20 protein-coding genes are annotated in these 24845 nt (G+C 72.8%); 9 read left to right on the top strand and 11 right to left on the bottom strand.

Going from position 1 to position 24845, the window contains the following annotated elements; translation table 11 throughout:
• Positions 1 to 21: 21 nt before the first annotated feature.
• From AC2H4J_RS05870 to AC2H4J_RS05855, 4 genes are all read right to left on the bottom strand, one after another.
• Positions 22 to 1038, bottom strand: coding sequence for an oligopeptide/dipeptide ABC transporter ATP-binding protein (locus AC2H4J_RS05870; RefSeq protein WP_487463911.1), 1017 nt, complete (start codon positions 1036 to 1038; stop codon positions 22 to 24).
• Complete coding sequence (locus AC2H4J_RS05865; RefSeq protein ID WP_487463910.1) at positions 1035 to 3008, bottom strand: dipeptide/oligopeptide/nickel ABC transporter permease/ATP-binding protein; 1974 nt, start codon at positions 3006 to 3008, stop codon at positions 1035 to 1037. The genes AC2H4J_RS05870 and AC2H4J_RS05865 overlap by 4 nt, the downstream gene beginning before the upstream one ends.
• The gene (locus tag AC2H4J_RS05860; RefSeq protein WP_487463909.1) at positions 3005 to 3946 is read right to left on the bottom strand and encodes an ABC transporter permease; all 942 of its coding nucleotides are present in this window, start codon (positions 3944 to 3946) and stop codon (positions 3005 to 3007) included. Before AC2H4J_RS05860 ends, AC2H4J_RS05865 begins: the two co-directional genes overlap by 4 nt.
• A gap of 83 nt (positions 3947 to 4029) precedes the next feature.
• Positions 4030 to 5574: an ABC transporter substrate-binding protein gene (locus AC2H4J_RS05855; RefSeq protein WP_487463908.1), complete on the bottom strand. Its 1545-nt coding sequence runs from the start codon at positions 5572 to 5574 to the stop codon at positions 4030 to 4032.
• A gap of 184 nt (positions 5575 to 5758) precedes the next feature.
• Here AC2H4J_RS05855 and AC2H4J_RS05850 point away from each other — a divergent pair, with 184 nt between their 5' ends.
• Together AC2H4J_RS05850 and AC2H4J_RS05845 are read left to right on the top strand one after the other, a co-directional pair.
• Positions 5759 to 6583, top strand: coding sequence for an IclR family transcriptional regulator (locus AC2H4J_RS05850; RefSeq protein WP_487463907.1), 825 nt, complete (start codon positions 5759 to 5761; stop codon positions 6581 to 6583).
• Positions 6584 to 6718: 135 nt separating this feature from the next.
• Complete coding sequence (locus tag AC2H4J_RS05845) at positions 6719 to 7687, top strand: alpha/beta hydrolase (protein ID WP_487463906.1); 969 nt, start codon at positions 6719 to 6721, stop codon at positions 7685 to 7687.
• Here AC2H4J_RS05845 and AC2H4J_RS05840 read toward each other — a convergent pair.
• Positions 7677 to 8186 carry a DUF1579 family protein gene (locus AC2H4J_RS05840; protein WP_487463905.1) on the bottom strand — a complete coding sequence of 170 codons (510 nt, stop codon included), beginning with the start codon at positions 8184 to 8186 and terminating at the stop codon, positions 7677 to 7679. The two genes, AC2H4J_RS05845 and AC2H4J_RS05840, sit on opposite strands and share 11 nt — an antisense overlap.
• Positions 8183 to 9550, bottom strand: coding sequence for a wax ester/triacylglycerol synthase domain-containing protein (locus AC2H4J_RS05835; protein ID WP_487463904.1), 1368 nt, complete (start codon positions 9548 to 9550; stop codon positions 8183 to 8185). The genes AC2H4J_RS05840 and AC2H4J_RS05835 overlap by 4 nt, the downstream gene beginning before the upstream one ends.
• A 157-nt stretch (positions 9551 to 9707) precedes the next feature.
• Between AC2H4J_RS05835 and AC2H4J_RS05830 the strand changes: the two genes are divergently transcribed.
• The 4 genes from AC2H4J_RS05830 to AC2H4J_RS05815 are packed head-to-tail and all read left to right on the top strand — an operon-like array spanning position 9708 to position 13292.
• Positions 9708 to 10268 (top strand): quercetin 2,3-dioxygenase, encoded by a 561-nt coding sequence (locus AC2H4J_RS05830; RefSeq protein ID WP_487463903.1) that lies wholly within the window; start codon positions 9708 to 9710, stop codon positions 10266 to 10268.
• Positions 10265 to 11194: an alpha/beta hydrolase fold domain-containing protein gene (locus tag AC2H4J_RS05825; protein WP_487463902.1), complete on the top strand. Its 930-nt coding sequence runs from the start codon at positions 10265 to 10267 to the stop codon at positions 11192 to 11194. The genes AC2H4J_RS05830 and AC2H4J_RS05825 overlap by 4 nt, the downstream gene beginning before the upstream one ends.
• Entirely contained in the window at positions 11191 to 12039 is an 849-nt protein-coding gene (locus AC2H4J_RS05820; protein ID WP_487463901.1) for a fumarylacetoacetate hydrolase family protein, read from the top strand. Before AC2H4J_RS05825 ends, AC2H4J_RS05820 begins: the two co-directional genes overlap by 4 nt.
• The gene (locus AC2H4J_RS05815; protein ID WP_487463900.1) at positions 12039 to 13292 is read left to right on the top strand and encodes a DUF3500 domain-containing protein; all 1254 of its coding nucleotides are present in this window, start codon (positions 12039 to 12041) and stop codon (positions 13290 to 13292) included. The genes AC2H4J_RS05820 and AC2H4J_RS05815 overlap by 1 nt, the downstream gene beginning before the upstream one ends.
• 5 nt (positions 13293 to 13297) lie before the next feature.
• Here the strand turns inward: AC2H4J_RS05815 and AC2H4J_RS05810 are convergent, their stop codons facing one another.
• Entirely contained in the window at positions 13298 to 14818 is a 1521-nt protein-coding gene (locus AC2H4J_RS05810; RefSeq protein WP_487463899.1) for an HNH endonuclease, read from the bottom strand.
• A gap of 208 nt (positions 14819 to 15026) precedes the next feature.
• Here AC2H4J_RS05810 and AC2H4J_RS05805 point away from each other — a divergent pair, with 208 nt between their 5' ends.
• The 3 genes from AC2H4J_RS05805 to AC2H4J_RS05795 all read left to right on the top strand — a co-directional run bounded on the left by AC2H4J_RS05805 (position 15027) and on the right by AC2H4J_RS05795 (position 19194).
• Positions 15027 to 16685 carry an FAD-dependent monooxygenase gene (locus tag AC2H4J_RS05805; RefSeq protein ID WP_487463898.1) on the top strand — a complete coding sequence of 553 codons (1659 nt, stop codon included), beginning with the start codon at positions 15027 to 15029 and terminating at the stop codon, positions 16683 to 16685.
• Entirely contained in the window at positions 16682 to 17851 is a 1170-nt protein-coding gene (locus AC2H4J_RS05800) for a glycoside hydrolase family 1 protein (RefSeq protein ID WP_487463897.1), read from the top strand. The genes AC2H4J_RS05805 and AC2H4J_RS05800 overlap by 4 nt, the downstream gene beginning before the upstream one ends.
• A 101-nt stretch (positions 17852 to 17952) precedes the next feature.
• Positions 17953 to 19194, top strand: a complete 1242-nt coding sequence (locus tag AC2H4J_RS05795; RefSeq protein WP_487463896.1) for a multidrug effflux MFS transporter — start codon at positions 17953 to 17955, stop codon at positions 19192 to 19194.
• Here AC2H4J_RS05795 and AC2H4J_RS05790 read toward each other — a convergent pair.
• The 4 genes from AC2H4J_RS05790 to AC2H4J_RS05775 are packed head-to-tail and all read right to left on the bottom strand — an operon-like array spanning position 19191 to position 24818.
• Positions 19191 to 20048: an aldo/keto reductase gene (locus tag AC2H4J_RS05790; protein ID WP_487463895.1), complete on the bottom strand. Its 858-nt coding sequence runs from the start codon at positions 20046 to 20048 to the stop codon at positions 19191 to 19193. The genes AC2H4J_RS05795 and AC2H4J_RS05790 overlap by 4 nt on opposite strands.
• Complete coding sequence (locus AC2H4J_RS05785; RefSeq protein WP_487463894.1) at positions 20045 to 21298, bottom strand: FAD-binding protein; 1254 nt, start codon at positions 21296 to 21298, stop codon at positions 20045 to 20047. The genes AC2H4J_RS05790 and AC2H4J_RS05785 overlap by 4 nt, the downstream gene beginning before the upstream one ends.
• A 17-nt stretch (positions 21299 to 21315) precedes the next feature.
• Positions 21316 to 22785, bottom strand: a complete 1470-nt coding sequence (locus AC2H4J_RS05780; RefSeq protein ID WP_487463893.1) for a rhamnulokinase — start codon at positions 22783 to 22785, stop codon at positions 21316 to 21318.
• Positions 22782 to 24818, bottom strand: a complete 2037-nt coding sequence (locus AC2H4J_RS05775) for a bifunctional aldolase/short-chain dehydrogenase (protein WP_487463892.1) — start codon at positions 24816 to 24818, stop codon at positions 22782 to 22784. The genes AC2H4J_RS05780 and AC2H4J_RS05775 overlap by 4 nt, the downstream gene beginning before the upstream one ends.
• Positions 24819 to 24845 lie beyond the last annotated feature (27 nt).

Genomic DNA, 24845 nt, shown 5'->3' with positions numbered 1-24845 from the left:
CAGGGATCGGCGGTGCGGGGCTCAGAGCGCGGGGACGCGCTCGGCGTGGTGGCAGGCGGTCAGCGTCCGGTGCACCAGCCGCAGGGGCGGCCGCTCGGCGACGCAGACGTCGGTGGCCAGCGGGCAGCGAGGCACGAAGGGGCAGCCGGACGCGCCCGGGTTGGCGGCGCCGGCGGTGCCGACGCCGAGTGCTTCGCGGGCGGCGCGGCGGGCGGCCTGCTCGGCCGGGCGAGGCACGGGTGCGGCGGCGGTCAGCGCCACCGTGTACGGGTGCCGGGACTCCGAGTTCACCGCCTCGACCGGGCCGGTCTCCATGATCTGCCCGCGGTAGAGCACGACCGTGCGCTGGGCCAGGAACCGCACGACACCGAGGTCGTGGGCGATGAACATGAAGGCCAGCCCGCGCTGGTCGCGGAGGTCGGCCAGCAGGTTGAGCACCTGCGCCTGGGTGGACAGGTCCAGGGCCGAGACCGGCTCGTCGAGGACGACGACCTTCGGGTCGCAGACCAGGGCCCGGGCGATGGCGATGCGCTGCCGCTGGCCGCCGGAGAACTGCGCCGGGTACCGGTCGGCGGCATCAGCGGGCAGTCCCACCGACTCGAGGCCGGCCCGCGCCTTCGCCAGCGCCTCCGGGCCCTTGATGCCCATCAGCCGCAGCGGCTCGACCAGGGTCTGCCCGATGCTGCGCGCCGGGTTGAGCGAGGAGTACGGGTCCTGGAAGACCACCCGCAGGTCGGCGACCTGGGTGCTGCGCTGCTTGAGCGACATCGAGGTGATGTCCCGCCCGTGCAGCTTGACGGTGCCCGACGTCGGCGGCTGCAGGCCGAGCACGGCCTTGCCGATCGTCGACTTGCCCGAACCGGACTCCCCGACCACGCCGAGCGTCTCGCCCGGGGCGATGTCGAAGCTGACCCCGTCGACCGCCGGTGGGGTGTTGCGGGCCTTGCGTCCGGAGCCGTATCGGACGACGAGATCGCGGACCTCCAGCACAGGCGTACCGAGCCGGGCTTCGGTCGCCGTCGGGGCAGGGGCGGTCATGACGGCACTCCAGCGGTGGTCTCGGCGCCGACGGCCTCGGCGTCCCAGGTGACGTTCTGGTGGGCGAGCTCTTCGACCCGGATGCACAGAACCGAGCCGTCCCCGTGCGCGGGCAGCGACACGAACGGCACCGCGCACTGCTCCTGCGCGAACCGGCACCGGGCGGCGAAGCGGCAGCCGGTGGGCCAGGATCCGGGCGGGGGGACGGTGCCCGGGATGGACGCCAGCCGCACGGGCACGGGTTCCCCCTCCGGCACGTGCGGGTTCGCACCCAGCAGCGCCATCGTGTACGGGTGCGCCGCGTCGTCGAGGACGGCGGCCGCGGTGCCGGACTCGACGACCTCGCCGGCGTACATCACGGCCACGTCGTCGCAGATGTCGGCGACCACGCCCAGGTCGTGGCTGACGATGACGATCGACAGGCCGGTGTCTCGGACCAGGGCACGCAGCAGGCTGAGGATCTCGGCCTGAACGGTGACGTCGAGGGCCGTCGTCGGCTCGTCGGCGATGAGGAGCTTCGGCTGACCGGTGAGAGCGAGTGCGATGCAGACCCGCTGGGCCATGCCACCCGACAGCTGGTGCGGGTAGGACTTCAGCACCCGGTCGGCGTCGACGATGCCGACCTGGCGCAGCAGTTCGGCCGCGATCTTCTTCGCCTCCGACCGGCCGACACCGCGGAAGCGACGGATCGGCTGGGTGAGCTGGTACGCGATGGAGAACATCGGGTCGAGAGCCACCATGGGCTCCTGGGAGATCATTGCGATCTCCTTGCCCCGGACGTCGTTGAGCCTGCTCTCCGGCAGACCCACCAGTTCCCGGCCCTGCCAGAGGATCGACCCCCCGGACACATTCACCCCGTCGGGCAGCAGGCCGAGCAGCGAGCGGGCCGTCATCGTCTTGCCGCAGCCGGACTCGCCGACCAGCCCCAGCACCTGGCCGGCGCCGAGCGCGAAGGAGACATCGGTGACCAGCGGCGGCCCGTCGTCCACGGACACCGACAGGTCGCGGACCTCGAGGACGGCTCCTGGATCGGCCGGCTCCGCCGTTCTGGAGGCCACGACGCGGACCCGGCGCCTGGGCTGGATCTTCTCCTTCGCCGCCTTGCCGGCGATGGTGTCGGCGAGCTCGTTGACCGCCACCACGGTGAGGGCGAGGACCAGGCCGGTGGGCACGAGCATCCACGGGGCGTCGTAGATGTGCTGCGACGCCGTCTGGATCATGGTGCCCCAGCTGGGTGCCGGCTCCGCCGGGCCGAACCCGAGGAAGGCCAGGCCCGAGAGGATGAGCAGACCGATGCCGAACAGCTGGGCGGCCTGGACGGCGATGACCGTGGCCAAGGCAGGGAGCACGTGGCGGACGTTGACCGCCAGCGAGCCGAGGCCGTTCACCCGGGCCGCGTCGACGTAGAGGCGCTGCCGCACCGACTGGGCGACGCCCAGCAGGACCCGGTACGTGGCCGCGGAGATCATGACGCCGAGGATCGCCATGACCCAGTAGATCTTGACGCCGATGACGCCGATGACTGCGAGCAGCAGGATCGTCGAGGGCAGAGCCATCAGCACCTCGGTGAGCCGGCTGATGACCCGCTCGACCCGCTGGCCCCGCTCGGCCGCGATCAGCGCCAGCGGGACGCCGATGCCGAACGCCACGAGGACGGTGAGCGAGGAGGCGAGCAGCGGCTGGGCGCCGGCCGAGAAGATGCGCGAGAGCAGGTCGCGACCGTTGGGGTCGGTGCCCAGCCAGTGCGCGCCGGTGGGGCCCTGGAGCCGGTTGGCGAGGTCCTGGTCGGCCACGCCGTAGGGGCGCCACAGCGGAGCCGTGAACGAGGCCACGACCAGGAAGACCAGCCAGAAGACGCTCAGCGCGGTACCGGGCCGGCGGAGGAGCGAGGGAAAGCCGCGGCGGCGACGCGTGGGGGGAGTGGGCTCGGTGGAGACCTCGTCCGCAGCGTCCAGGGGCAACACGCTCATGCTGTCCGAACCTTCGGGTCCAGCGCCGCGACCACGAACTCGAGCAACAGGTTCGTGAGCACGACGACGACAGTGGCGATGACGACCACGCCGACAAGTGCGGGCAGGTCGTGGGAGCTGGAGGCGGCCTGGCTGGCCTGGCCGAGCCCGGGAAGGGCGAAGAGGTTCTCGATGATCACCGAGCCGCCGAACAGGGCGATGAACTGGATGCCCAGCACCGAGACCACCGGCACGCTGGCGAACCGCAGGGCGTGCAGGTAGCGGATCCGCCAGGCCGGCGTGCCCAGGGCGCGCAGGGTGCGGATGTGCTCCTGGCGCAGGGCTTCCCGCATGCCGGCGGCGGCGGTGCGGGCGATGATCGCCGCCCCGCCCACCGCCAGGGTGAGGACCGGCAGCAGCAGGCTGGTGAACCAGCCGACCGGATCGTCGGAGAAGCGCGTGTAGCCGGTGGCGGGCAGCCACCCGAACTGCAGGGAGAGCACGTAGACCAGCAGGATGCCGACCCAGAAGGCCGGGAGGGAGAGCGCAACCCCACTGCTGGAGGTGATGAACCGGCCGAAGCGACCCCCGCGGACGGCGGCGGTCACGCCGAGGACGATGCCCACCACGCCGGAGAGCAGCGTGGCGAACAGTGCGATGAATCCGGTGACCGGCAGCCGCGAGGCGAGGTCGGCGCCGATGTCCTTGTTGTCGATGAGCGAGGTGCCGAAGTCGAGGCGCACCAGCCGGCCGAGGTAGTCGGCGAACTGCTTCCACAGTGGCTGGTCCCAGCCGAGCTGGTGGTTGTACTGAGCGATCTGCGCAGCGGTCCCGCTGGCGCCGGCCTTGATGGCGCCCGGGCTGCCGGGGGTGGCGTGCACCAGCAGGAAGCTGATGAGGACGGCGGCCAGCACGGTGCCGATGGCCAGGGCGAGCCGTCGGGCGACGTAGGCGAGCATGCGGATCCCTCGGTCGTGGTGTGTGGGCCGGTCAGCCGGTGGCGGCGGGGTGCGCCGCCAACCGGCCGATCAGGGAACCGGGGTCAGCTGGCCGGCTTGACGCTGGAGAGCACGAGGAAGTTGTTCGTGCCCGCCCACGCCGGTTCGGTGACCTCGCTCTTGTTGTAACCGGTGTACGTGAAGTCCTCGTACACCGGGAGGAACCAGCCGTCGTTGGTGATGGCGGCGTTGAGCGCCTTCAGCGCCCCCTGCTGCGCGTCCCCCTTGGCACCGAGGGCGGCGCCCAGGTTCTGCTCGATGTTCGGGTCGGTGGCGTGCTGCAGGTTGGCGAAGCCGTTGTAGATGACTCCCGCCACGAACCCGGCCGGGTTGCTGCCCACCGCGAAGCCCCCGAAGCCGAGCGGCTGGGTCACCGCGGCGGCGAAGATCTGGTCCGTGGAGGTGGCCGAGATGAAGTTCAGCGTGACGCCGATCTTCTTCCACTGGTCCTGCAGCGCCAGCTCGTCGGGCGTCGGCTGACCGCCGACGGTCAGGTCGATCTTCAGGTCCGGGAAGCCGGCGTCGGCCAGCATCTTCTTGGCCTTGTCCGCGTCGTAGGCGTACTTCTGGTTCAGCGAGGCGTCGAAGCCAGGGCTGTCGGACGGGAAGAGCTGCGCCGTCGCCTTCGAACCCGGGTGCAGGCTCTTGACCAGTGCGTCGCGGTCGGTGCCGTAGCTCAGCGCCAGCCGGACGTTGGGGTCCTTGAACGCGGGGTTGGTGCTGCCCAGCTTGTCGAAGACCGGGAAGCCGACGATCGAGCCACCGACCTTGGTGACGGTCTGCTTGGACTGGACCAGGTCGAGGGTCGTCTGGTCGATCTGGCTCGCGACGTCGGCCTGACCGGACACGAGCGCGTTCGCCAGGGCCTGAGGGTCGGTGATCACCTTGACGGTGAGGTGGTCGTAGGACCATTCACCGGCGTTGGCACTCTTGGTGTTCTTGTCCAAGGTGTAGGTGCTGCCCTTGGTGGTCTTGCCGGCGTTCAGCGTGTACGGGCCGGAACCGTCGGGCTTGGAGGCCAGGGACTCGGGGTCGGCGAGGCCGTCCGGTCCCACGATGACGCCGGCCGTGTCGGCCAGGTTGTTCTCCGGGGCCGCCTGCGGGGCCTTCCAGGTGATGACGACGGTCTGCGCGTCGGGCGCGGAGACGTCGGTGATCTCGCTGGCACCGCCGGGCGCGATCTGCCCGTACGCCGCTTTCTTCGTGTCGGTGCGTCGGTCGAGGTTCGCCTTGACGACGCTCGAGTCGAGCTTCTTGCCGTCGGCGAAGGTGACGCCGTCCTTCAGGGTCAGCGTCGTCTGCAGGTTGTCGGGGCTGTTCTGGAACTTGCTGACCAGGTCCGGCTGCGCCTTGCCGTCCGTGTCCGTCGCGAACAGCGCGTCGTACATCGTGGCGAAGAACTGGTACTGCCCCTGGGAGTAGAGCAGCGGGTCGTAGCCGTTCGGCGCGGCGTCGGCATTGAGCGCAAAGGTGAGGGTGTCGCTGGCGCTCTGGCTGCTGCTGCCGCCGCTCCCACCGCCACAGGCGGCGAGGGACGCCGCGGTCGCGACCGCGAGCACCGCCGTACCGCTGGCCTTGAATCGATTCATGATCTGGTGGCTCCTTCGCCGTCAAACGGAGGGGTCGGGGGTGGGCCGTCCTGGCCGGGCCGATGCAGGGAGCGCGGCTTGGCGGCAACGATGCGGTCGACGTCACAGCGACGTCAGGCACAATGCCAACCAATGGAAAACATCTGTGGCGCGCGCCTCATCCTGAACGGCAGATGACCCGACCATGACCGAGGTGTCTCCCGAACCCGCTCGCATCCGCGGCCGGCGCCCACCCCAGGGTGACCCCGTGGTCGACCGGGCGTTCGCACTGCTGGCCGCCTTCGATGCGGGCCACCGTTCGCTCAGCCTGGGCGAGCTGAGCCGGCGCAGCGGCATCCCGACCAGCTCGACGCTGCGGCTGGCCGGCCGGCTGCAGGCCTGGGGTGCGCTGGAGCGGGACGCCGACGGGCGGTTCACCGTGGGCCTCCGGCTCTGGGAGGTGGCGTCGCTCGCACCGCGCGCGCAGGGCCTCAAGCAGGTCGCGCTGCCGTTCATGGGCGACCTCGAGGAGGTCACCCGCCAGCATGTGCTGCTCGCCGTACGGGAGGGCACCGAGGCGGTGATGGTCGAACGGCTGTCCGCGCACGGCGCGATGGCGGTCCTGTACGACGTCGGAGGCCGGCTGCCGCTGCACTCCACGGGGGTGGGGCTGGTGCTGTTGGCCTATGCGGCACCGGAGTTCCAGGAGGACGTCCTGTCCCGGCCGCTCGTGCAGCTGCCGGAGAAGGTGGCCCTGTCGTCCGCGGCGCTGCGGCGGACCCTCTCGGAGGTCCGCCGCGAGGAGCTGGCGACCATCCGGCGGCGATCACCGCAGCCGCTGGTCAGCGTGGCCGCCCCGATCTTCGGCGCCGACGACAAGGTCGCAGCGGCGCTGTCGGTGGTCGTGCCGCAGGAGAACGCCGAGCCCCGACTCCTCGGGCCCGCCGTCCGCACGGCTGCCCGCTCGATCTCCCGGGGCCTCGGAGCGCGGAGATCCATCGGTCACACGGGAGCACTCACGGGCCCCTGAGTCGTGTGCCGCTCAATGGCACGGCTCTGTGGGCGGCGCCACGGGTCGGCGACCCTCGCGGTTGCGGCTCGTGGCGGGAGATCAGAGGGCCCCGCCGCGAGCCGCGTCTGTCGGCCCCCGTGTCGAGGAGCCCGCGTGCCCATCCACCCCAGCCAGGCGTCGAAGTTCCACCTCCTGGAGGGCATCGAGTCCTTCGAGAAGGGCCTCGCCGACCCGGCGACCCGGGCACGCATGGACCAGTTCATGTCCATCACCGACGCACCCGCTCCGCCCGCGGTAGACATCCGCAACGACGCCGCCTCCGGCCCGCACGGGCGCGTTCCCGTGCGCATCTACACCCCGCCCGGCGGTGGCGCGGGCCGCCCCTGCCTCGTCTGGCTGCACGGCGGCGCCTTCCGGATGGGCGACCTGAACATGCCCGAGGCCGACTGGACGGCCCGCCAGATCTGCGCCCGGGCGGGCGCCGTCGTGGTCAGCGTCGACTACCGGCTCTGCGTCGGCGGCACCACCTACCCGGTGCCGCACGACGACTCGGTGGCCGCGATCCGGTGGGTCCGGCTCAACGCCGACTGCCTCGGCGTCGACCCCGCCCGCATCTCCGTCGGTGGCGGCAGCGCCGGCGGCAACCTCGCCACGGGCGCCGTCCTCCGGCTGCGGGACGACGACAGCTGGGTGCCGGCCGCGCTGCTGCTGGCCTACACGACGTTCCACGCCGTCGTGCCGCCGCCGTCGCCGTCCCTCGCTCCCCTGCTCGAGGAGGTCCCGCGGCTGCTCCGCTTCCTGCCGGAGGACCGGCGGGGCATCACCGAGAACTACCTCGGCGGGCCGAGCAGCCTCGCCGACGGCTACGCGATGCCGGCGAACGCCGTTCTCGAGGGTCTGTGCCCCGTCGTGCTGCTGAACTCCGAGTACGACGACCTGCGGGCCTCCGCCGAGCTCTTCGCGGGCCAGCTCGCGGTGGCCGGGGTCGACGTCCGCCAGGTCCTGGTCCCCGGCATGCTGCACGGCTTCCTCAACCTGCACGCCGGAATCCAGCCGGTCGACCGGGCTCTGGCTCTGATGGCCGACGTAGTCGCCGGCGATCGGGTCCGCGTCACGGCCTGAGGGCGTCGTCCGTCACCGGGGTGCAGACGTAGTCCTCCACGAGGGACCACGGGCCGTCCTGCACGGACATCTCGTTGCGCCAGAGCACGGTCGACCCGTCCAGCTGCCATGTCAGGCGGATGCGCACCGGGGGCTCCCCGACGGATTCGAAGACCAGCCGGTCGCCGTCGATCCGGCCACGCATCACCTCGGCGTGCCCGTACACGTCGGCGACCGTCGCCCGGTACTCGCCGTCCGCCGGACTCCATCCCGCCACCCAGTGCAGCTGCCACGTGAGCACGTGCTCACCGTCGAGCAGGTACTGGTCCTGCTCGTAGTGGCCGACGACCCAGCGACCGTCCTGGATCACCTCGTGCCGGCCCCGCCCCTGGGCGGTCATCGCCGGCGTACCGGGACCCATCCCGCCCTCGCGGATCGTGCCGGTCCAGTTCGTGTCCACGTGGAAGCGGCGCAGGGCGGCCATCTCCGCGCCGGGAGGCGGCGGCAGGGGCACGGTCATGACGTGGAACTCTCCGCGGACGCCGCCGCCCGGAAGGCGTCGAAGGACCGGCTCATGCCGTCGGCGAGCACCCGCAGGTCGGACACCGATCCGTCGGCCTGCGCCGAGACCGCGAAGTCCCCGGCGTAGGACAGGGCGGCGACGCCGAGGCCGACGTGCTGGACGAGGGGCGCGACGGGGACCGCTTCGAGCAGCCGGGCACCGGCCAGCCACAGCGGCGCCGCCGGCCCCGGGACGTCGGTGACGAACAGATTGACCCGGGTGCCGCCGAAGCGTCGCATCCACCGCATGCCGACGCGGGCGAGGGGCACCGGCAGGTGCATCACGTCGGTGATGTCGGGCGCCCCCGCGTACAGCCGCCGCTTCGCGCTGCTCGTGGCGGCGTTGACCACCCCCAGCCGTCGCAGTGGATCCGGCTCCGCCACGGGCAGGTCGACGAGCATGATGCCGCTGGCCTGCCCACCGGCTCCGGTCGCCGCCGGCACGGACGCTCGGATCCGCAGGACGTCGACGTCCTCCCCGCGTGCCCGGAGCAGCTCGCGCAGGCCACCGGCCACAGCAGCGAGCAGCAGGTCGTTGACCGTGACTCCGAGGGCGTGGCCGGTCCGGCGCAGCTCGTCGAGCGGCCGCCGGACGACCACCAGCCGACGGTCGGGTCCGACCCGTCGCGGCAGGGACGTCTCCGACGTCCGGGTCCTCAGGTCCGAGGACGCGTCGCGGGCCTGGGCGGCGAGATCCCGCAGTCGGGTGAGCGTGGCTGTGCTGGGCAGCCGGGCGCGCCGGAGCGCGGCGCCGGTCCGGTCCCAACGGTCCCGGAGCAGCTCGCGGTGGGTCGGCAGCGGGGTCGCCGGGGGCAGTGGGGCCGCCGGGCCCGGTCCCTCCTCCGCCCCGTCGAGGAGCGAGCCGGCCAGTGCGACACCCGCCATGCCGTCGGCGGCGACGTGGTGGACGACGACGAGTACGGCGAACCGCCGGCCGGGGAGGCCGTCGACCACCTCGGCCCGCCACAGCGGCCGGTCGAGCGGCAGCGGCCGGACGATCCGGTTCGCGGCCCAGTCCGCCAGCTCCGCACCCGCCGGCAGCGTCGCGGCCCCGAGGTGCTGGTCGGGGTCGAACGCCGGGTCGGGCGCCCAGACGGGCATGCCCTCGCCGAGGCGGGTCCAGACCACCCGCCGGCGCAGTGCCGCGACCCGGGACGCGCGGACGGCGAGTTCGTGGCGGATCCGCGGCACGTCCACCGAACCGTCGGCCAGGAGGAAGGGTGCCGCGTCGAACACCCCCAGCAGGGCGATCTGGAACGGCGTGCACTCGTCGGCCACCCAGGCGTTGACCAGCTCGTCCATGCGGAGTGGGGTCAACGGCATGAGCGCACCGTGCCGGACGTTCCAGCCGTCCGGCCAGGGACCAACGCCCCGTGCAGGCAGGCACCTTGGTTGCCGTTCAATGGCACCGGCGTAGGACCGGTGACCCCGGTCACCGATGCTCGACGCAGTCACCGATGACCCGACCCGGGGAGACCTGATGAGCTTCGAGTACCTGATCGACCCCGCGAAGGGCCCGCAGTGGAAGGGCATCCTCCCCGGCAAGCCGCAGCCGTACGTGCTGCGCAGGGGCGAGGGCGAGCACGCGATGCTGTTCACCGATCTGTTCACCGTGCTGCTGTCCGGTGACGAGACGGAGAACCAGTTCGGGATCATCGTCAGCGACTCCCCCGCCGGCGACATCATCCCGACGCACTCGCACAACGAGACCCACGAGACGTTCTACGTGCTCGAGGGCACGGTGCGCCTCTACTACCAGGACGCCGAGGGCGCCAAGCACTCCGAGCTGCTGAACACCGGCGACTTCGGGTACGTACCGGCCGGCTTCGCGCACGCCTACAGGATCGAGGAGGCGGCGCGCCTGATGGGCACGCTGTCCGGCGGCTTCGAGCGGTTCTTCCAGCACATGGGCACCGAGACCGACCACCCGACCAAGGACCAGCCGCCGTTCATCCCGGACTTCCCGCGGATGGGGGCCGCCGCGCAGCAGCACAACATGCAGTTCCTGCAGGGCTTCGACTGGTCGGACGCCGGCGAGTGACCGGCGCGGCGCTCCCCCTGCCGCCGCCCGCGCACGAGCTGCCGCTGCCGGCTGCGCATCCCGGTGACGGCGGTGTCCGCTTGCTGCTCGGCGTGCCGTACGCGGCGACCCGCGGCATCCGGCCGCTGGAGCTCGACCTCGTACTGCCGGACGGCGACGGGCCGTTCCCGGTCGTGGTGTTCCTGCACGGCGGCGGCTGGCAGGTGGGCAGCCGGCACAGCGCTGGCCCGGGGTACCGCGGCGTCCGTCCGACGCCGTTCGAGCGGGTCGCGCAGGCGGGGATCGCGGTCGCGAGCATCGACTACCGGCTCTCCGGGGAGGCGGTCTGGCCGGCGCAGCTGCACGACGTGAAGGCCGCCGTCCGCTGGCTGCGCGCCCGCGCCTCGGAGATCGGCATCGACGGCGACCGCATCGCGGCGTGGGGCGAGTCCGCCGGCGGCCACCTCGCCGCGCTGCTCGGCCTGGTCACCGATCCCGCGCTGGAGGGGGACGTGGGGATCACCGGTCCGTCGAGCGCCGTGTCGGCGGTGGCGGCCTGGTACGCGCCGAGCGACGTCGCGGCCGTCGCCACCGACACCGGGCTGGACCCGTTGGACCCCACGACTCGCGAGAACCGGCTGCTGGGCGCCCCGGCGCCGCAGGTGCCCGAGCTCGCCGCGCAGGCGAGCCCGATCAGCCACGTGTCCCCTGGCGCGCCACCGTTCCTGCTGCTGCACGGGGCCGCCGACCGGTTCATCCCGCCGGTGCAGAGCGAGCGGCTGCACGCGGCGCTGGTCCAGTTCGGCGTCGACGCCGAGCTGGAGTTGCTCGACGGCGCCGACCACATGTGGAACGGCTCCTCCAAGGCCCCCGAGCAGGCCCTCGACCGCACGATCGACTTCCTCCGACGCACGCTCGCCGCCCGACCGACGAAGGACCCGACATGAGGCTCGTGGGCATCCGCCGCGCCGGCGGACCGGTGCAGGTCGCGGCGCTGTCCGACGACGGCGCGCGGGTGACCGTCGTCGCCGGGCTGGAGGAGTTCTGGGCCGACGCGGCCGGATTCCTCTCGCGCGAGCCCGCCGGCGACACCGTCGCCGCTGACCGTGTGGAGTTCGTGCCGCCGGTGCTGCCCGGCGCGCGGGTCATCTGCATCGGGCTGAACTACCTCAAGCACGTCGCGGAGGGCAGCTTCTCGGAGGAGGGCGTGCCGCCGTACCCGACGCTGTTCGCGCGGTGGACCCGGTCGCTGACCGTCGACGGCGCCGAGGTGCCGGTACCGGCGAACGAGGACGGCATCGACTGGGAGGGCGAGGTGATGGCCTACGTCGGCTCGCCCCTGGTCGACGCCACCCCCGACGAGGCGCTGGCCGCCGTCGTCGGCTACTCCACCTTCAACGACCTCACCTCTCGGCGGGCCCAGAAGCTCACCTCGCAGTGGATCCTCGGCAAGAACGGCGACAACTCGGGACCGCTCGGACCGTTGGTACCCGCCGCCGAGGTCGGCGACCTGCGCGACGGCCTGCACGTGCAGACCCGGGTCAACGGCAAGGTCGTCCAGGACGGGCGCACCGACGAGATGGTCTACACGGTCGGCGACACCCTCGCGCTGATCTCGCAGACGTTCACCCTGCGACCGGGCGACCTGCTCGCGACCGGAACGCCCTCGGGCGTCGGCTACGCGCGGACGCCTCCGTGGCTGCTCCAACCCGGCGATGTCGTGGAGGTGGAGGTCGACCGGCTCGGCGTGCTGACCAACCGCGTCGTCGGCAACGAGGCGAGGAAGGCCTGATGTCCGGGGAGTTCCGCCAGTACCTGTTCCCGCACGGCCACCCGCGGGTGGCCGAGGTGCGCGGCATGGACCCGTACACGTACGGAGAGTTCTCCCGCACGCCCGGCACGTTCACCGGCGGCCTGGTCGAGGGCTGGACGCCGCTCTACAAGAACGAGTTCCGCGGCGTCACCGAGGACGGCACCCTGCGCCCGGGCCTGTACCCGCTCGAGCCCGCGCGCCCCGGGGAGGAGGCGCCGGTCGAGGCCGTGGTCGCGGCCGCGAACGACCTCCTCTCGGTCCTGGACGACGACCAGCGGAAGCGGATCGCCTTCGACGTCGACGCCGTCGAGTGGCAGACCTGGGCCAACCCGGAATTCATGCAGTTCGACACCGGCCTGCGGCTGGACCTGCAGCCGGTCGAGGTGCGCGAGAAGGCTCTGGCGCTGATGCGAGCGTCGCTCTCACCCGAGGGCTACGAGCTCGCCCACGCGATGATGCTGATCAACGGCTTCCTCGGCGAGGTCGTCGACCTGGAGACGGTGCTCAACGAGTTCAGCTACAACATCGCGCTCTACGGCGAACCCGACCCCCGCGCCCCGTGGGGCTGGCAGCTCTTCGGCCACCACGCCGCGGTCAACTGCCTGGTGGTCGAGGGCCGCATGGTGGTCTCGCCGGTGTTCCTGGGTGCCGAGCCCGACGAGATCGACGCCGGTCCGCACGCGGGCCTGCGCGACGTCTTCGGCGACCGCATCCGGCTCGGCACCGCGCTGATGGCCGCACTCCCCGACGAACAGCGACGCGCGGCGACCGTCTTCGAGCGGATGGTCGACCCGGCGATGCCGGCCGGCCGCGTGCACCCCGGCGACGAGCGTCACCTCGCCGGGGCGTTCCAGGACAACCGGATCATCCCGTTCGAGGGCATCCGCGTGGCCGAGATGCCCGCCGAGGCACGGAAGAAGGCACTCGCCATCGCCGAGGCCTTCCTGCGGCTGCTGCCCGAGGGCCCACGCGCGGCGCGCATGCGGGAGGTCTGCGAGCACCTGGACGAGACCTGGTTCTGCTGGATCGGCGGCCATGCGCCCGGCGACGTCTTCTACTACCGCCTCCAGTCGCCGGTGCTCATCGCCGAGCTCGACCACCACTGCGGGGTCTTCCTCGACTACGACACCCCGCAGCCCTTCCACATCCACACCGTCCTGCGCACCCCGCACGGCAACGACTACGGCCGCGCGTACGTGCGGCAGTGGCGGGAACGGAACCTCGGCGGCTGACCTGCTCAGAACGGCGGCGGGTCGGGATCTCGTTCGGCCGGGACCCGCAGCACCGCGCTGTCGTCGGCGGCGGTCATGCCCGGTGGTCGGCCCACGCGGGTGACGCCGCTGGGCGTGGTGATGGCGAGGACCCCGTCACCGGTCATGACGTAGTGCCAGCCGGGGGCGTGGGTCTTCAGCCGGTGATGCCGGCGGCACAGGCAGCAGAGGTTGGTGCAGTCGGTCTCGCCGCCGTCGGCGTGGGCGAGCACGTGGTCCAGGTCGGCCCAGCCGGCCCGGTTGCCGCAGCCGTAGTGCCGGCAGGTGCGGTCGCGGGTGGTGGTGAACCGCCGCTGGGCGGGGCTGGGTTCGTACCGGTCCACCGCCGGCGGCGGGCACAGTCCCCCGCCGTGCCGCACCGCGGACTCCAGCTCCCGGCGGGTCACCGCGGCGATCAGCCGCCCGTTCTCATCGACCACCGACAGCATCAGGGTGCCGTCGGTGGGCGCCTGCAGCCCGCCCGGGCACAGCGCGTCCAACCGCTCCAGCAGCTGCCGGGCCTGCGCCGCGGTCACCGGCTCCCCGTCGACCAGCACCGGATCCCGCCCCAGACCGGGCGCCCCGGCGGCCGCGGACTCCAACGCGTCCAGGTGGGCGAGGACCTCCACGTGCGCCGACACCGCCGGCCGGTCCTGCCCGGCGCCGGTGACCCGGGCGTGCAGCGCCACGGCCCGCAGCAGGCCGATCGGACGCTGGTCCCCGGCGGCCTTCGCCGCCCGCGCGTCGGCGTCGACCCGCGCCCGGATCTCCTTCGCCTCCGGCAGCGGCATCGTGGCCCGCAGCTCCCCCATACCGTTCCCGATCCCGCCCGCGGTGACGTCGGCGGCGCGCAGAGCCTTCTTCTTCCGCAGCTCCACGGCCGCGGGGTCGGCCTTGATCAGCTCCGCCCGCACCAGCGCCTGCAACCGGGTGATCGACAACCCGGCCGCCCGCGGCAACACCACCGCCTCGACGGCGGCCAGCACATCCTCGGGGGTCTCCCGGGCCGGCCAGCCCAGCTCGACGGCGATCGCCCGCGCCCGCGGCCAGTCCAGCTCCCCGTCGGCCAGCGCCGCCCACGTCCCCGGCAGCCGCCTGCGCAACGTCGTCGACTGCTCCCACAGGTTGGTCGCCGCCGTCCGCGAACAGTTCAGCACCATCGCCAGCTCGTCGGCGTAGAACTCCGACACGTCCTCGTCCAGCAGATCGTCGGCCCACGCATCCGACGCGGCGCCGGTCTGCCCCCGCCGCCGGTCCACCGTCGCCGGCCGATCCGCGGCCAACCCCACCACCAGCTCCACCTCGAAGGCGGCCAGCACCGACTTCGCCTGCTGCACCCGCTGCAGCTGCGCGGCCTTCTGCTCCGGCGACATCGACGCCACCCGCAGCAGGTCCCCGATCCGCGACGGCCGCGACGACACCACACCCTCCGGCACGACATCCGCCCACGGGTCCGGGTGCAGCCGGTCCACGGTCACACCGACCGCGAACGACTCCGGAGGGAACATGCCCGAACGGTAGAGCGGGGGTACGACAAGAACGGGCCGCTGAGCTGGCCGGATGCCGACTGCAGGTGTTCCGTCCCGAACTCGGCCGTTCCGCACTGCCGCTCAATGGCAACGGGGTACGTCGTGCTGACCCGCGCCACGGATCCTGGGTGGGCGCCACCGCGGAGACCCCGCACCGGTCGCCACCGCCCCCATGACAGGAGATCCGATGACGACCGTGTCCGACCGCGTCCCGGTGCTGATCGTCGGCGGCGGCCCCAGCGGGCTGGCGGCGGCGATCGAGCTGGGCCGGCGCGGCGTCGAGGTGGTCGTCGTCGAGCCGCGCACCGCGCTCGACCCGCTGCGCCCCCGGGCGAAGACGACCAGCGTGCGGACGATGGAGCACCTGCGCCGCTGGGGCATCGCCGACCGGCTGCGCGCCGCCGCTCCCCTGCCGGTCGCACACGCCCAGGACGTCGTCTTCGTCACCGGCCTGTTCGGACGCGAGATCACCCGCTTCCCGAGCGCCTTCGGCCTCTGGACGACCCTCCAGGACATCAGCCCCGAGCCGGGCCAGCAGGCGCCACAGCCCCTTGTCGAGGAGCTGCTGCGCGAGGCCGCGGCCGAGCTGCCGAGCGTCACGCTGCTGATCGGCTGGCGGGCGACGTCCGTCGTCGACGGTCGCGACGAGGCACGGGCCGTCATCGAGGGCCAGGACGGCGAGTCCCGCGAGATCCACGCCCGGTACCTGCTCGGCGCCGACGGGAGCAGCGGGATCAGCCGCTCGGCGATCGGCGCGCGGTACGAGGGCTCCTCCGGAACGCTGCCCAACCTCTCGATCACCTTCCGCAGCCGCGCACTGGAGGAGCGCCCGCTGGGTGCCCTCGGCGTCCACTACTGGGTCATCGGTGCCCGCTACGGCGGACTGATGGGGCGGCTCGACCTCGACGGCACGTGGTGGGCGATCGTGCAGGGCATCGCCGAGGACCCGCGGGACGCCGACGCCGCCGAGCTGGTCCGGGCGCTGGCCGGCGACGACATCGACGTCGAGGTGCTCGCGACCGACCCCTGGTCGGCCCGCATGCTGCTGGTCGACCGGTACCGCGGCGAGCGGGTGTTCCTCATCGGCGACGCCGCGCACCTCAACCCGCCGTGGGGTGGTCACGGGTTCAACACCTGCGTGGGCGACGCGGTGAACCTCGGCTGGAAGCTGGCCGCGGTCCTGGGGGGCTGGGCGCCGGAGTCGCTGCTGGACAGCTACGAGCCCGAGCGCCGTCCGATCGCCCTGCGGACCATCGACGCGGCGGGCAGCCAGGAGGCGTTCCTCGCGCCGTCCTTCGCCGCCGCCGAACTCGACGCGGACGGTCCGGACGGCGAGGCGCTGCGAGCCGAGGTGGCCCGCGCCCTGCAGGTGAAGGACCCCGAGTTCCACAGCCTCGGCCTGGTGCTCGGCTACGACTACCCCGACTCCCCGATCGTCGTCCCCGACGGCACCCCGCGAGTGGAGCACCAGGTGACCACCTACGAACCGACCGCCCGGCCCGGGGCCCGCCTCCCGCACGTCTGGCTGCCGGACGGCTCGTCGATCTACGACCTGCTCGGCGACGGCTTCGCCGTCCTCCGCCTGGGTCTCGACTCCTCGACCGACGCCCTGTCCGAGGCGGCGACCACGCTCGGCATGCCGCTGCGCGTGGTCGATCTCGTGCACCTGCCGCGATTGCGGACGCTGTACGACGCCGACCTCGTCCTCCTCCGTCCCGACCAGCACGTGGCCTGGCGCGGCACGCACGTCGAGGACCCCGAGGCACTGCTCCGCCGAGTCGTCGGCGCCACCGAACCCAACGTCGCGGCTCCCGCGCCGTCCACTCTCGAGGAGATCGCCCGATGACAGCTTTCCCTGACGGATTCCTCTGGGGCACCGCCACCGCCGCCCACCAGGTCGAGGGCGGCAACGTCAACAACGACCACTGGGAGATGGAGCACGCACCGCACTCGCCGTTCGCCGAGTCCAGCGGCGACGCCTGCGACTCCTATCACCGGTGGCGCGAGGACATGGACCTCGTCGCCGACGCAGGGCTGAATACCTACCGGTTCAGCCTCGAGTGGAGCCGCATCGAGCCGGCCGAGGGCGAGTTCTCCCGCGCCGCGCTCGACCACTACCGGCGCATGGTGGACGGCGCCCACGAGCGCGGCCTCAACGCCATCGTCACGCTGGTGCACTTCACGATGCCGCGCTGGCTGATGCACGACGGCGGCTGGGCCGGTCCGAAGACCGGCGACCGCATCGCCCGGTTCGCCGAGTTCGCGCTGCCGGCGCTGCGCGACGCCGAGTACGTGGCCACGATCAACGAGCCCAACCTGATGGCCGCGCAGCCCGTGCTCGGCCGCATGGCGATGGCCGGCGAGCCGATCCTCGGCCTGCCCCGCCCGGACCAGGCAGTCGCCGAGGCGCTGCTCGGCCTGCACGACCGCACGACGAAGGTGCTCAAGGACGGCGGCATCGAGCGAGCGGGGATGACGCTGATCGGCCGCGAGCACATCGCCGAGGACGGCGGTGAGGCGCGGATGCGCGAGGAGCGCGCCGCATTCGAGGACCAGTTCCTCGAGGCCGCCCGCGGCGACGACTGGGTCGGCCTGCAGATCTACACGAGTGCCCGATTCGACGCCGACGGCCTGGTCGCCGTGGCCCCCGACAAGCAGACGCTCGCCCACGGCATGGAGCGCCGTCCCGAGGCGCTCGGCGCCGCCGTTCTCCGCGCGTCCGAGATCCTCCCGGATGTGCCGCTGATCGTCACCGAGAACGGCATCGCGACCGCGGACGACGCCGACCGGATCGCCTTCACCGAGGAGGCCCTGCGCGGCCTCTCCCACGCGATCGCCACCGGCGCCGACGTCCGCGGCTACGTGCACTGGAGCCTGCTCGACAACTTCGAGTGGATGCTCGGCTACGCGCCCACGTTCGGTCTCGTCTCGGTGGACCGGGAGACGTTCGTCCGGACGCCGAAGCCCAGCCTCGCGTGGCTCGGCGAGGTGGCGCGCCGCAACGCGGTGTGACGCGCGGGAGGGTCCGGAATGAATGACGGCGGGGGCTGATTGGCTCCTCCTGAGAGGGCCAACGGCGGCGCTCGAACCGCTGTCTTCCCGCGAAGGACCTCGTGACCCTCACCGCAGAACGCCCCACCGCTCCGCCGAGAACGCCGGCGGCGCCCCCGAGCATGGCGCGCCTGGCGCTCATGCTGGGCGCATTCGTCGCGCTCGGCCCGCTGACCATCGACATGTACCTCCCGGCCCTGCCGACGATCCGGCAGCAGCTGGGGACGACGTCCGCGACGGTGCAGCTCACGCTGACCGGCACCCTGGTCGGCCTCGCCCTCGGCCAGTTGGTCATCGGCCCGATCTCCGATGCGGTCGGACGGCGCAAGCCGCTGCTCGCCGGCACCGCCCTGCACGTCGTGGCCTCGCTGCTCGTGCTCGTGGCGCCGAACGTGGGCGTCCTCGGGGTGCTCCGCGTACTGCAGGGGGTGGGCACCGCCGCCACTGCCGTCGTCGCGCTCGCGATCGTCCGTGACCTGTTCGAGGACCGCGCCGCGGCGACCATGCTCTCCCGGCTGTTCCTGGTCATGGGCGTCGCGCCCGTGCTCGCACCCACGATCGGCGGGGAGATCCTGCGGTTCACGTCGTGGCGCGGTGTCTTCGCCCTGCTCGCGGTCTACGGCCTCGTCGTCCTCGCGCTCGGCTCGTTCTCCCTCCGCGAGACGCTGCCCGCCGAACGCCGCCACCACGGCGGTATCGCCGACTCCCTGCGCACCTACGGCCGGCTCTTCCGCGACCGCCGCTACGTCGGGCTGATCGTCGTCGCCGGCCTCACGATGGCCGCGCTGTTCACCTATGTCTCCGGCTCGTCGTTCGTCTACCAGCAGCAGTTCGGTCTCGACGAGCAGCAGTTCGGCCTGCTGTTCGGCGCCGGGGCCGTCTGGCTGATCTCGGCCACCCAGCTCAACCCGGTGCTGCTCCGGTGGTTCGCGCCCGCGCAGATCCTGGTCACCGCCACGGTCGCGGGCACCGTGGCGGGCGGCACGCTGCTGACCCTCGCCGCAACGGGCATGGGTGGTCTGTTCGGCGTCGCCGTCCCGCTCTGGGCGGTGCTCTTCGCCTGCGGGCTCGCCCTCCCGAACGCCCCGGCGCTCGCGCTGGCCGAGTACGGCGAATCCGCCGGCTCGGCCGCGGCCCTGCTGGGCGCGGTGCAGTTCGGCGTGGGCGCGGCCGTGTCGCCGCTGGTCGGGCTGCTCGGCAACGACGCGGTCGCCATGGGGGCGGTGATCGTCGTGGCGCTGCTGCTCGCGGTCGCCGTCCTGATGCTCGTGGTTCGTCCGTGGCAGACGGCGGAGCCCGCTTAGACGAACAGCGGCTCGGCGTCCGCACGGGCGGCGAGGCGCGCCATCTCGTCGTCGGACGGCCGTCCCGCGAACCGCTCGGCGGCGTCGAGCAGCCGCGGCAGCACGTCGACGTCGCCGGTGGTGAGCAGGAAGGCCTCGGGCCGGCCCAGCACCCAGGCGACGGCGAGGTCGATGTCGGCCTGCTCCCGCAGCGGCTCGTACCAGGTCGCCGCGGTGTGCTCGCGGCCGTCCCAGCGGCGGCGGGCGAGGCTCTTGATGGTCTGCAGCGCCACGTTCCGCTCGGCGCACACGGCGGCCAGCGCCTCGAACGTCTCCGCGTAGCGCGGGTCCTGCATCTGCACGTAGTTGTACGGCGCGAGGACCGAGTCGAACGCGAATCGCTCGAGGCTGCGCCGGTGCATCTCGGGCACGGACAGGCCGTGCCCGGTCACGCCGATGAAGCGGACGAGGCCTTCCTCGCGTGCCTCGATCGCGGCCTCGAGCGCGCCGTCCGCGCTCAGGGCGGTGTCCCACTCGATGACGTCGACGAGATTGTGCAGCTGGATCGAGTCGACGCGGTCGACGCCGAGCCGGTCCAGCGACCGCCGGATCTCCTCGCGGGCGCCGCGGTACGTCCGCTGCCCCGTCTTGGTGGCGACGAAGAACGTGTCCGGGTTCCGCTGCAGCCACGACGCGATACGCAGCTCCGCATCGCCGTAGTCCGCCGCGACGTCGATGTGGTTGACGCCGTGCTCGAGCAGGAGGTCGAGCGCCCGATCGGCGTCGCCCTTCGACACGCTGCCCAGGGCGGCCGCTCCGAAGATCACCCGGCTCGAGTCGTGCCCGGTCGCGCCGAAGGGCGCCGTCTCGATCACCCGGACGAGCCTAGGACCCGTTCCTCCAGCCACGCATTCCGAAAGGCACCGCGCGCGTCGAGGCGGGCGGCGAGCGCGACGAAGTCGGCATGCCGCTCGTACAGCGGCGAGATCGACGCGGCGCCGGCGAGGAACACCTTGCCCCAGTGCGGGCGGGCGCCGAATGGTGCGAGCACACGCTCGAGGACGGAGAGCAGCTCCGCGACGGCATCGGGCTCCTGCCGCCAGGTGAAGTGGAGGGCGACCGAGTCCTCGCCGTTGCTGGTGCTCATCCACAGCCCGTCGGCCGCCACCGTGCGGATCTCCGTGACGAGGAGGAGCGGCCGGATCCGGTCAGCCAGCGCACGCACCGCCTCGATCGCGGCCACTGCGTGCCGTCGCGGGAGCAGGTACTCCGACTGCAGTTCCACGCCGGCACTGGGCGTGAACCCCATCCGGAAGTGCGGCAGCCGCTCGTACCACGGCCCGGGGCGGCCGAGCTGGGGCGTCGCCGGTGCCGGATCGATGCCGAGGATCGGGTGCCGCTCGATGCTCGCGGGGACGGCGCCGAACAGGTCGCTTCCCGTGCGCTCCAGCTGATCGAGACGGCTCTTCACCCAGACCTGGTCGACGGTCTCCTGCCAGCGGGTGAACACGCTGACGCTGTATCCGGACGCCATGATCGCCTCGAAGTTCTCCGCGAGGGCCGCCCAGCGCAGACCCTCGAAGACCCGCTGCAGCACCTCGTAGGCGGGCTGCACGTCGAGCGTGATCCGGGTGACCGCGCCCAGGGCGCCGAGTCCGACGACCAGCCCGTCGAAGTCCGGATCGCCGCGGGACACCCGCAGCAGCTCACCGGCCGACGTCACCAGTTCCAGCCCCGCCACCGCGGTGGCCAGATTCCCGTTGCCGACGCCGGAACCGTGGGTGGCCGTCGCCACGGCGCCCGCGACCGAGATGTGCGGCAGCGAGGCCAGGTTGTGCAGGGCGAGGCCTGCCCGGGCCAGGTGGACCGCGAGGGCGCCGTAGCGGAGACCCGCCGCGAAGGAGACCGTGCCGGCCCCGGGGTCGACGACGACGTCGTCCGGCAGCGCGTCGAGGGAGATCAGCTGCTCGGCGTCGGCGATGTCGTTGAAGGAGTGGCGGGAGCCGAGCACCCGCACGCTCGCGGCCGCCGCGACGAGCTCCCGCACCTGCTCGACGCTCGCCGGGCGGTGCAGCGTCCGCGCGGCGTACCGGTGGTTCCCGGCCCAGTTGACGCCGACGTCCATGCGCTCCCCTGCCTGCGTCAGGACGGCGTCGGAAGGCGGTCCTCCGCGCTGCGCCACGAGCTTTCGGCGCCCGGGGTCGGAAGATACAGACGCGGGACCTGCGTGGTGCGCAGGAGGGCCCGCAGTTCGCCGAGGCCGCCGTCCAGAACTCCTGCGGAGCGGACCTGCACGAGAGCGTTGCCCAGGGCTGCCGCCTCGACCGGACCGGCGAGGACGGGGAGGCCGCACGCATCGGCGGTGAGCTGGCAGAGCAGGGCGTTGCGCGCTCCCCCGCCGACGACGTGCACGACCTCGACGTCCCTGCCGGAAAGCTCGGCCGCCCGGCGGACCGTGCGCCGGTAGGCCATCGCCAGGCTGTCGAGGATGCAGCGCACCGTCTCGGCCTGGCTCTGCGGAGGCGTCTGCCCGGTCCGCGAGCAGGCGGCGGCGATGCGGGCGGGCATGTCGCCCGGGGGCAGGAAGGCCGGGTCGTCGGCGTCCACGACGGCGGTGAACGCCGGCACCTGTGCCGCCCCGGCGAGGAGCTCGGTCAGGTCCGCCGGCAGGCCCGCGGCGGCCCACGTCCGCTGGCACTCCTGCAGCAGCCACAGGCCCATCACGTTGTGCAGGTAGCGCACCGTGCCGTCGACGCCCAGCTCGTTGGTGAAGCCCGCCGCACGGCTCGCCTCGGTGAGCACCGGCTTCTCGAGCTCCACGCCGACCAGCGACCACGTGCCGCAGGAGATGTAGGCGAACCGCTCCGACGTCGCCGGCACCCCCACGACAGCGGAGGCGGTGTCGTGCGACCCCACCGCGATCACCGGCACCGGACCGGTCAGGCCGGTCTCGGCGAGGACGTCGTCCCGCAGCTCTCCGAGCCTGTCCCCGGGCTGCACCAGCGGGGGGAACAGCTCCCGGCGGAAGCCCAGCCGCTCGATCAGCTCGGACGACCACTGGCGGGTGGTGGCGTCGAGCAGCCCGGTGGTCGAGGCGTTGGTGACCTCCGCCCCGACCGCACCGGTGAGCCAGTGCGCCAGCAGGTCGGGGATCAGCAGCAGCCGGCGGGCGGCAGCCAGTTGGGCGGTACCCCGCCGGGCCGCGAGCTGGAACACCGTGTTGAACGGCAGGTGCTGCAGGCCGCCGACGCGGTACAACTCGTCGGCCGGCACCGCCGCGTGCACGGCTCCCACCGCGGTCTCGTGTGCGGCGTCCCGGTACTGCAGCGGGTTGCCCAGCAGCTCGCCGTCGGCGTCGAGCAGCCCGTAGTCGACGCCCCAGCTGTCGATGCCGATCCCGTCGAGCCGCCCGGCCTCCCGGCCGGCGGCGCGCAGCCCGTCGAGGACGCCGGCGTAGAGTCCCAGCACGTCCCAGTGCAGCCGGCCTCCGGCGCGCACCGGCCGGTTGGCGAACCGGTGCGCCTCCGTCAGCTCGAGACGGTCGGCACCGACGCGCGCGACCATGACCCGGCCGCTGGACGCGCCGAGGTCGACCGCCGCGAACGACTTCACCGCAGGAAGGCGGCGGCCACGCCCGAGTCCACCGGCACGTGCAGCCCCGTCGTCCGGGTGAGGTCGCCGCCGGTGAGGGCGAACACCGCGTCGGCCACGTGGTCCGGCAGCACCTCGCGCTTGAGCAGGGTCCGCTGGGCGTAGAACTCGCCCAGCTTCTCCTCCTCGACGCCGTAGACCGCGGCCCGGGAGGCGCCCCACCCGCCGGCGAAGATGCCCGACCCGCGGACGACGCCGTCGGGGTTGATCCCGTTGACCCGGATCTGGTGCGGGCCGAGCTCCGCGGCCAGCAGCCGCACCTGGTGGGCCTGGTCGGCCTTGGTCGCCCCGTAGGCGATGTTGTTCGGGCCGGCGAACAGGGAGTTCTTGGAAGAGATGTAGACGATGTCGCCGCCGATGCCCTGCTCGATCATGATCCGGGCCGCCTCGCGGCTCACCAGGAACGAACCCTTCGCCATCACGTCGTGCTGCAGGTCCCAGTCCTGCTCGGTGGTCTCCAGCAGCGGCTTGGAGATCGACAGGCCGGCGTTGTTGACCACCAGGTCGACCCCGCCGAACGCCAGCACCGCGGCGCGGAAGGCCTCGGCCACGGCCTCGGCGTCCGACACGTCGGCGGCCACGCCGATCGCGACGTCCGACGACCCGATCTCAGCGGCGGCGTCCGTCGCCCTCTGCAGGTCCAGGTCGGCGACGACGACGCAGGCCCCCTCGGCGGCCAGCCGGACGGCGATCGCCTTGCCGATGCCGCTGGCCGCGCCGGTCACCAGCGCGACGCGGGTCGCCAGCGGCTTGGGCTTCGGCATCCGCTGGAGCTTGGCCTCCTCCAGCGCCCAGTACTCGATGCGGAACTTCTCGCTCTCGTCGATCGGCGCGTAGGTGGAGACCGCCTCGGCACCGCGCATGACGTTGATGGCGTTGACGTAGAACTCGCCGGCGACGCGGGCGGTCTGCTTGTTGGCCCCGAAGCTGACCATGCCGACGCCGGGGACCAGCACGATCGCCGGGTCGGCGCCGCGCATCGCGGGCGAGTCCGGGGTGGCGTGTCGGGAGTAGTAGGCGGCGTACTCGGTGCGGTACTGCTCGTGCAGCTCCTTCAGCCGCGCGACGACGTCCTCGACCGGCGCGTCCGACGGCAGGTCCACGACCAGCGGCCGCACCTTCGTGCGGAGGAAGTGGTCGGGGCAGGACGTGCCGAGGGCAGCCAGCCGCGGGTGCTCGCTCGAGGCCAGGAAGTCCAGGACGACGTCGGTGTCGGTGAAGTGCCCGACCTGCGGCTTGTCCGTCGAGGCCAGCCCGCGGATGACCGGCGCGAGCGCGGCGGCCTTGATCCGCCGCTCGGCGTCCGACAGGGGCTGGTAGCCGGGCAGCGGCGCGCCGAAGGGTTCGGGCCTGCCCCGCTCGGCGAGGAACCGCTCCGCCGTCCGGATGATCTCGAGACTGTTGGCCTCGCAGGCCTCGCTGGTCTGGCCCCAGGCGGTGACGCCGTGACCGCCGAGGATGCAGCCGATGGCCTGCGGGTTCTTCTCCGCGATCGCGGCGATGTCGAGGCCCAGCTGGAAGCCGGGGCGCCGCCACGGCACCCAGACGACGCGGTCGCCGAAGCACTCGCGCGTCAGCGGCTCGCCGTCGGCCGCGGTGGCCAGCGCGATGCCGGAGTCGGGGTGCAGGTGGTCGACGTGGGCGGCCTGGACCAGGCCGTGCATCGCGGTGTCGATCGACGGGGCGGCCCCGCCGCGGCCGTGCAGGCAGAAGTCGAAGGCGGCGACCATCTCGTCCTCGCGCTCGACGCCCGGGTAGACGTCGACCAGCGAGCGGAGGCGGTCCAGCCGCAGCACGGCGAGGCCGGGCTCGGTGAGCGTGCCGAGATCGCCGCCGGAACCCTTCACCCAGAGCAGCTCCACCGGGTGCCCGGTGACCGGGTCGGTCTCGGCGCCCTTCGCGGAGGTGTTGCCGCCGGCGTAGTTGGTGTTGCGCGGGTCGGCGCCGAGGCGGTTGCTCCGGCCGAGCAGGTCATTGACCACGGGGTTCGTCACGTTGCGTCGTCCTGTTCTGTCGGATTC

The organism is Blastococcus sp. OS1-29, from assembly GCF_057628075.1.
The sequence above is the reverse complement of the archived record's forward strand: the minus strand, read 5'-3'. Positions and strand labels throughout refer to the sequence as shown.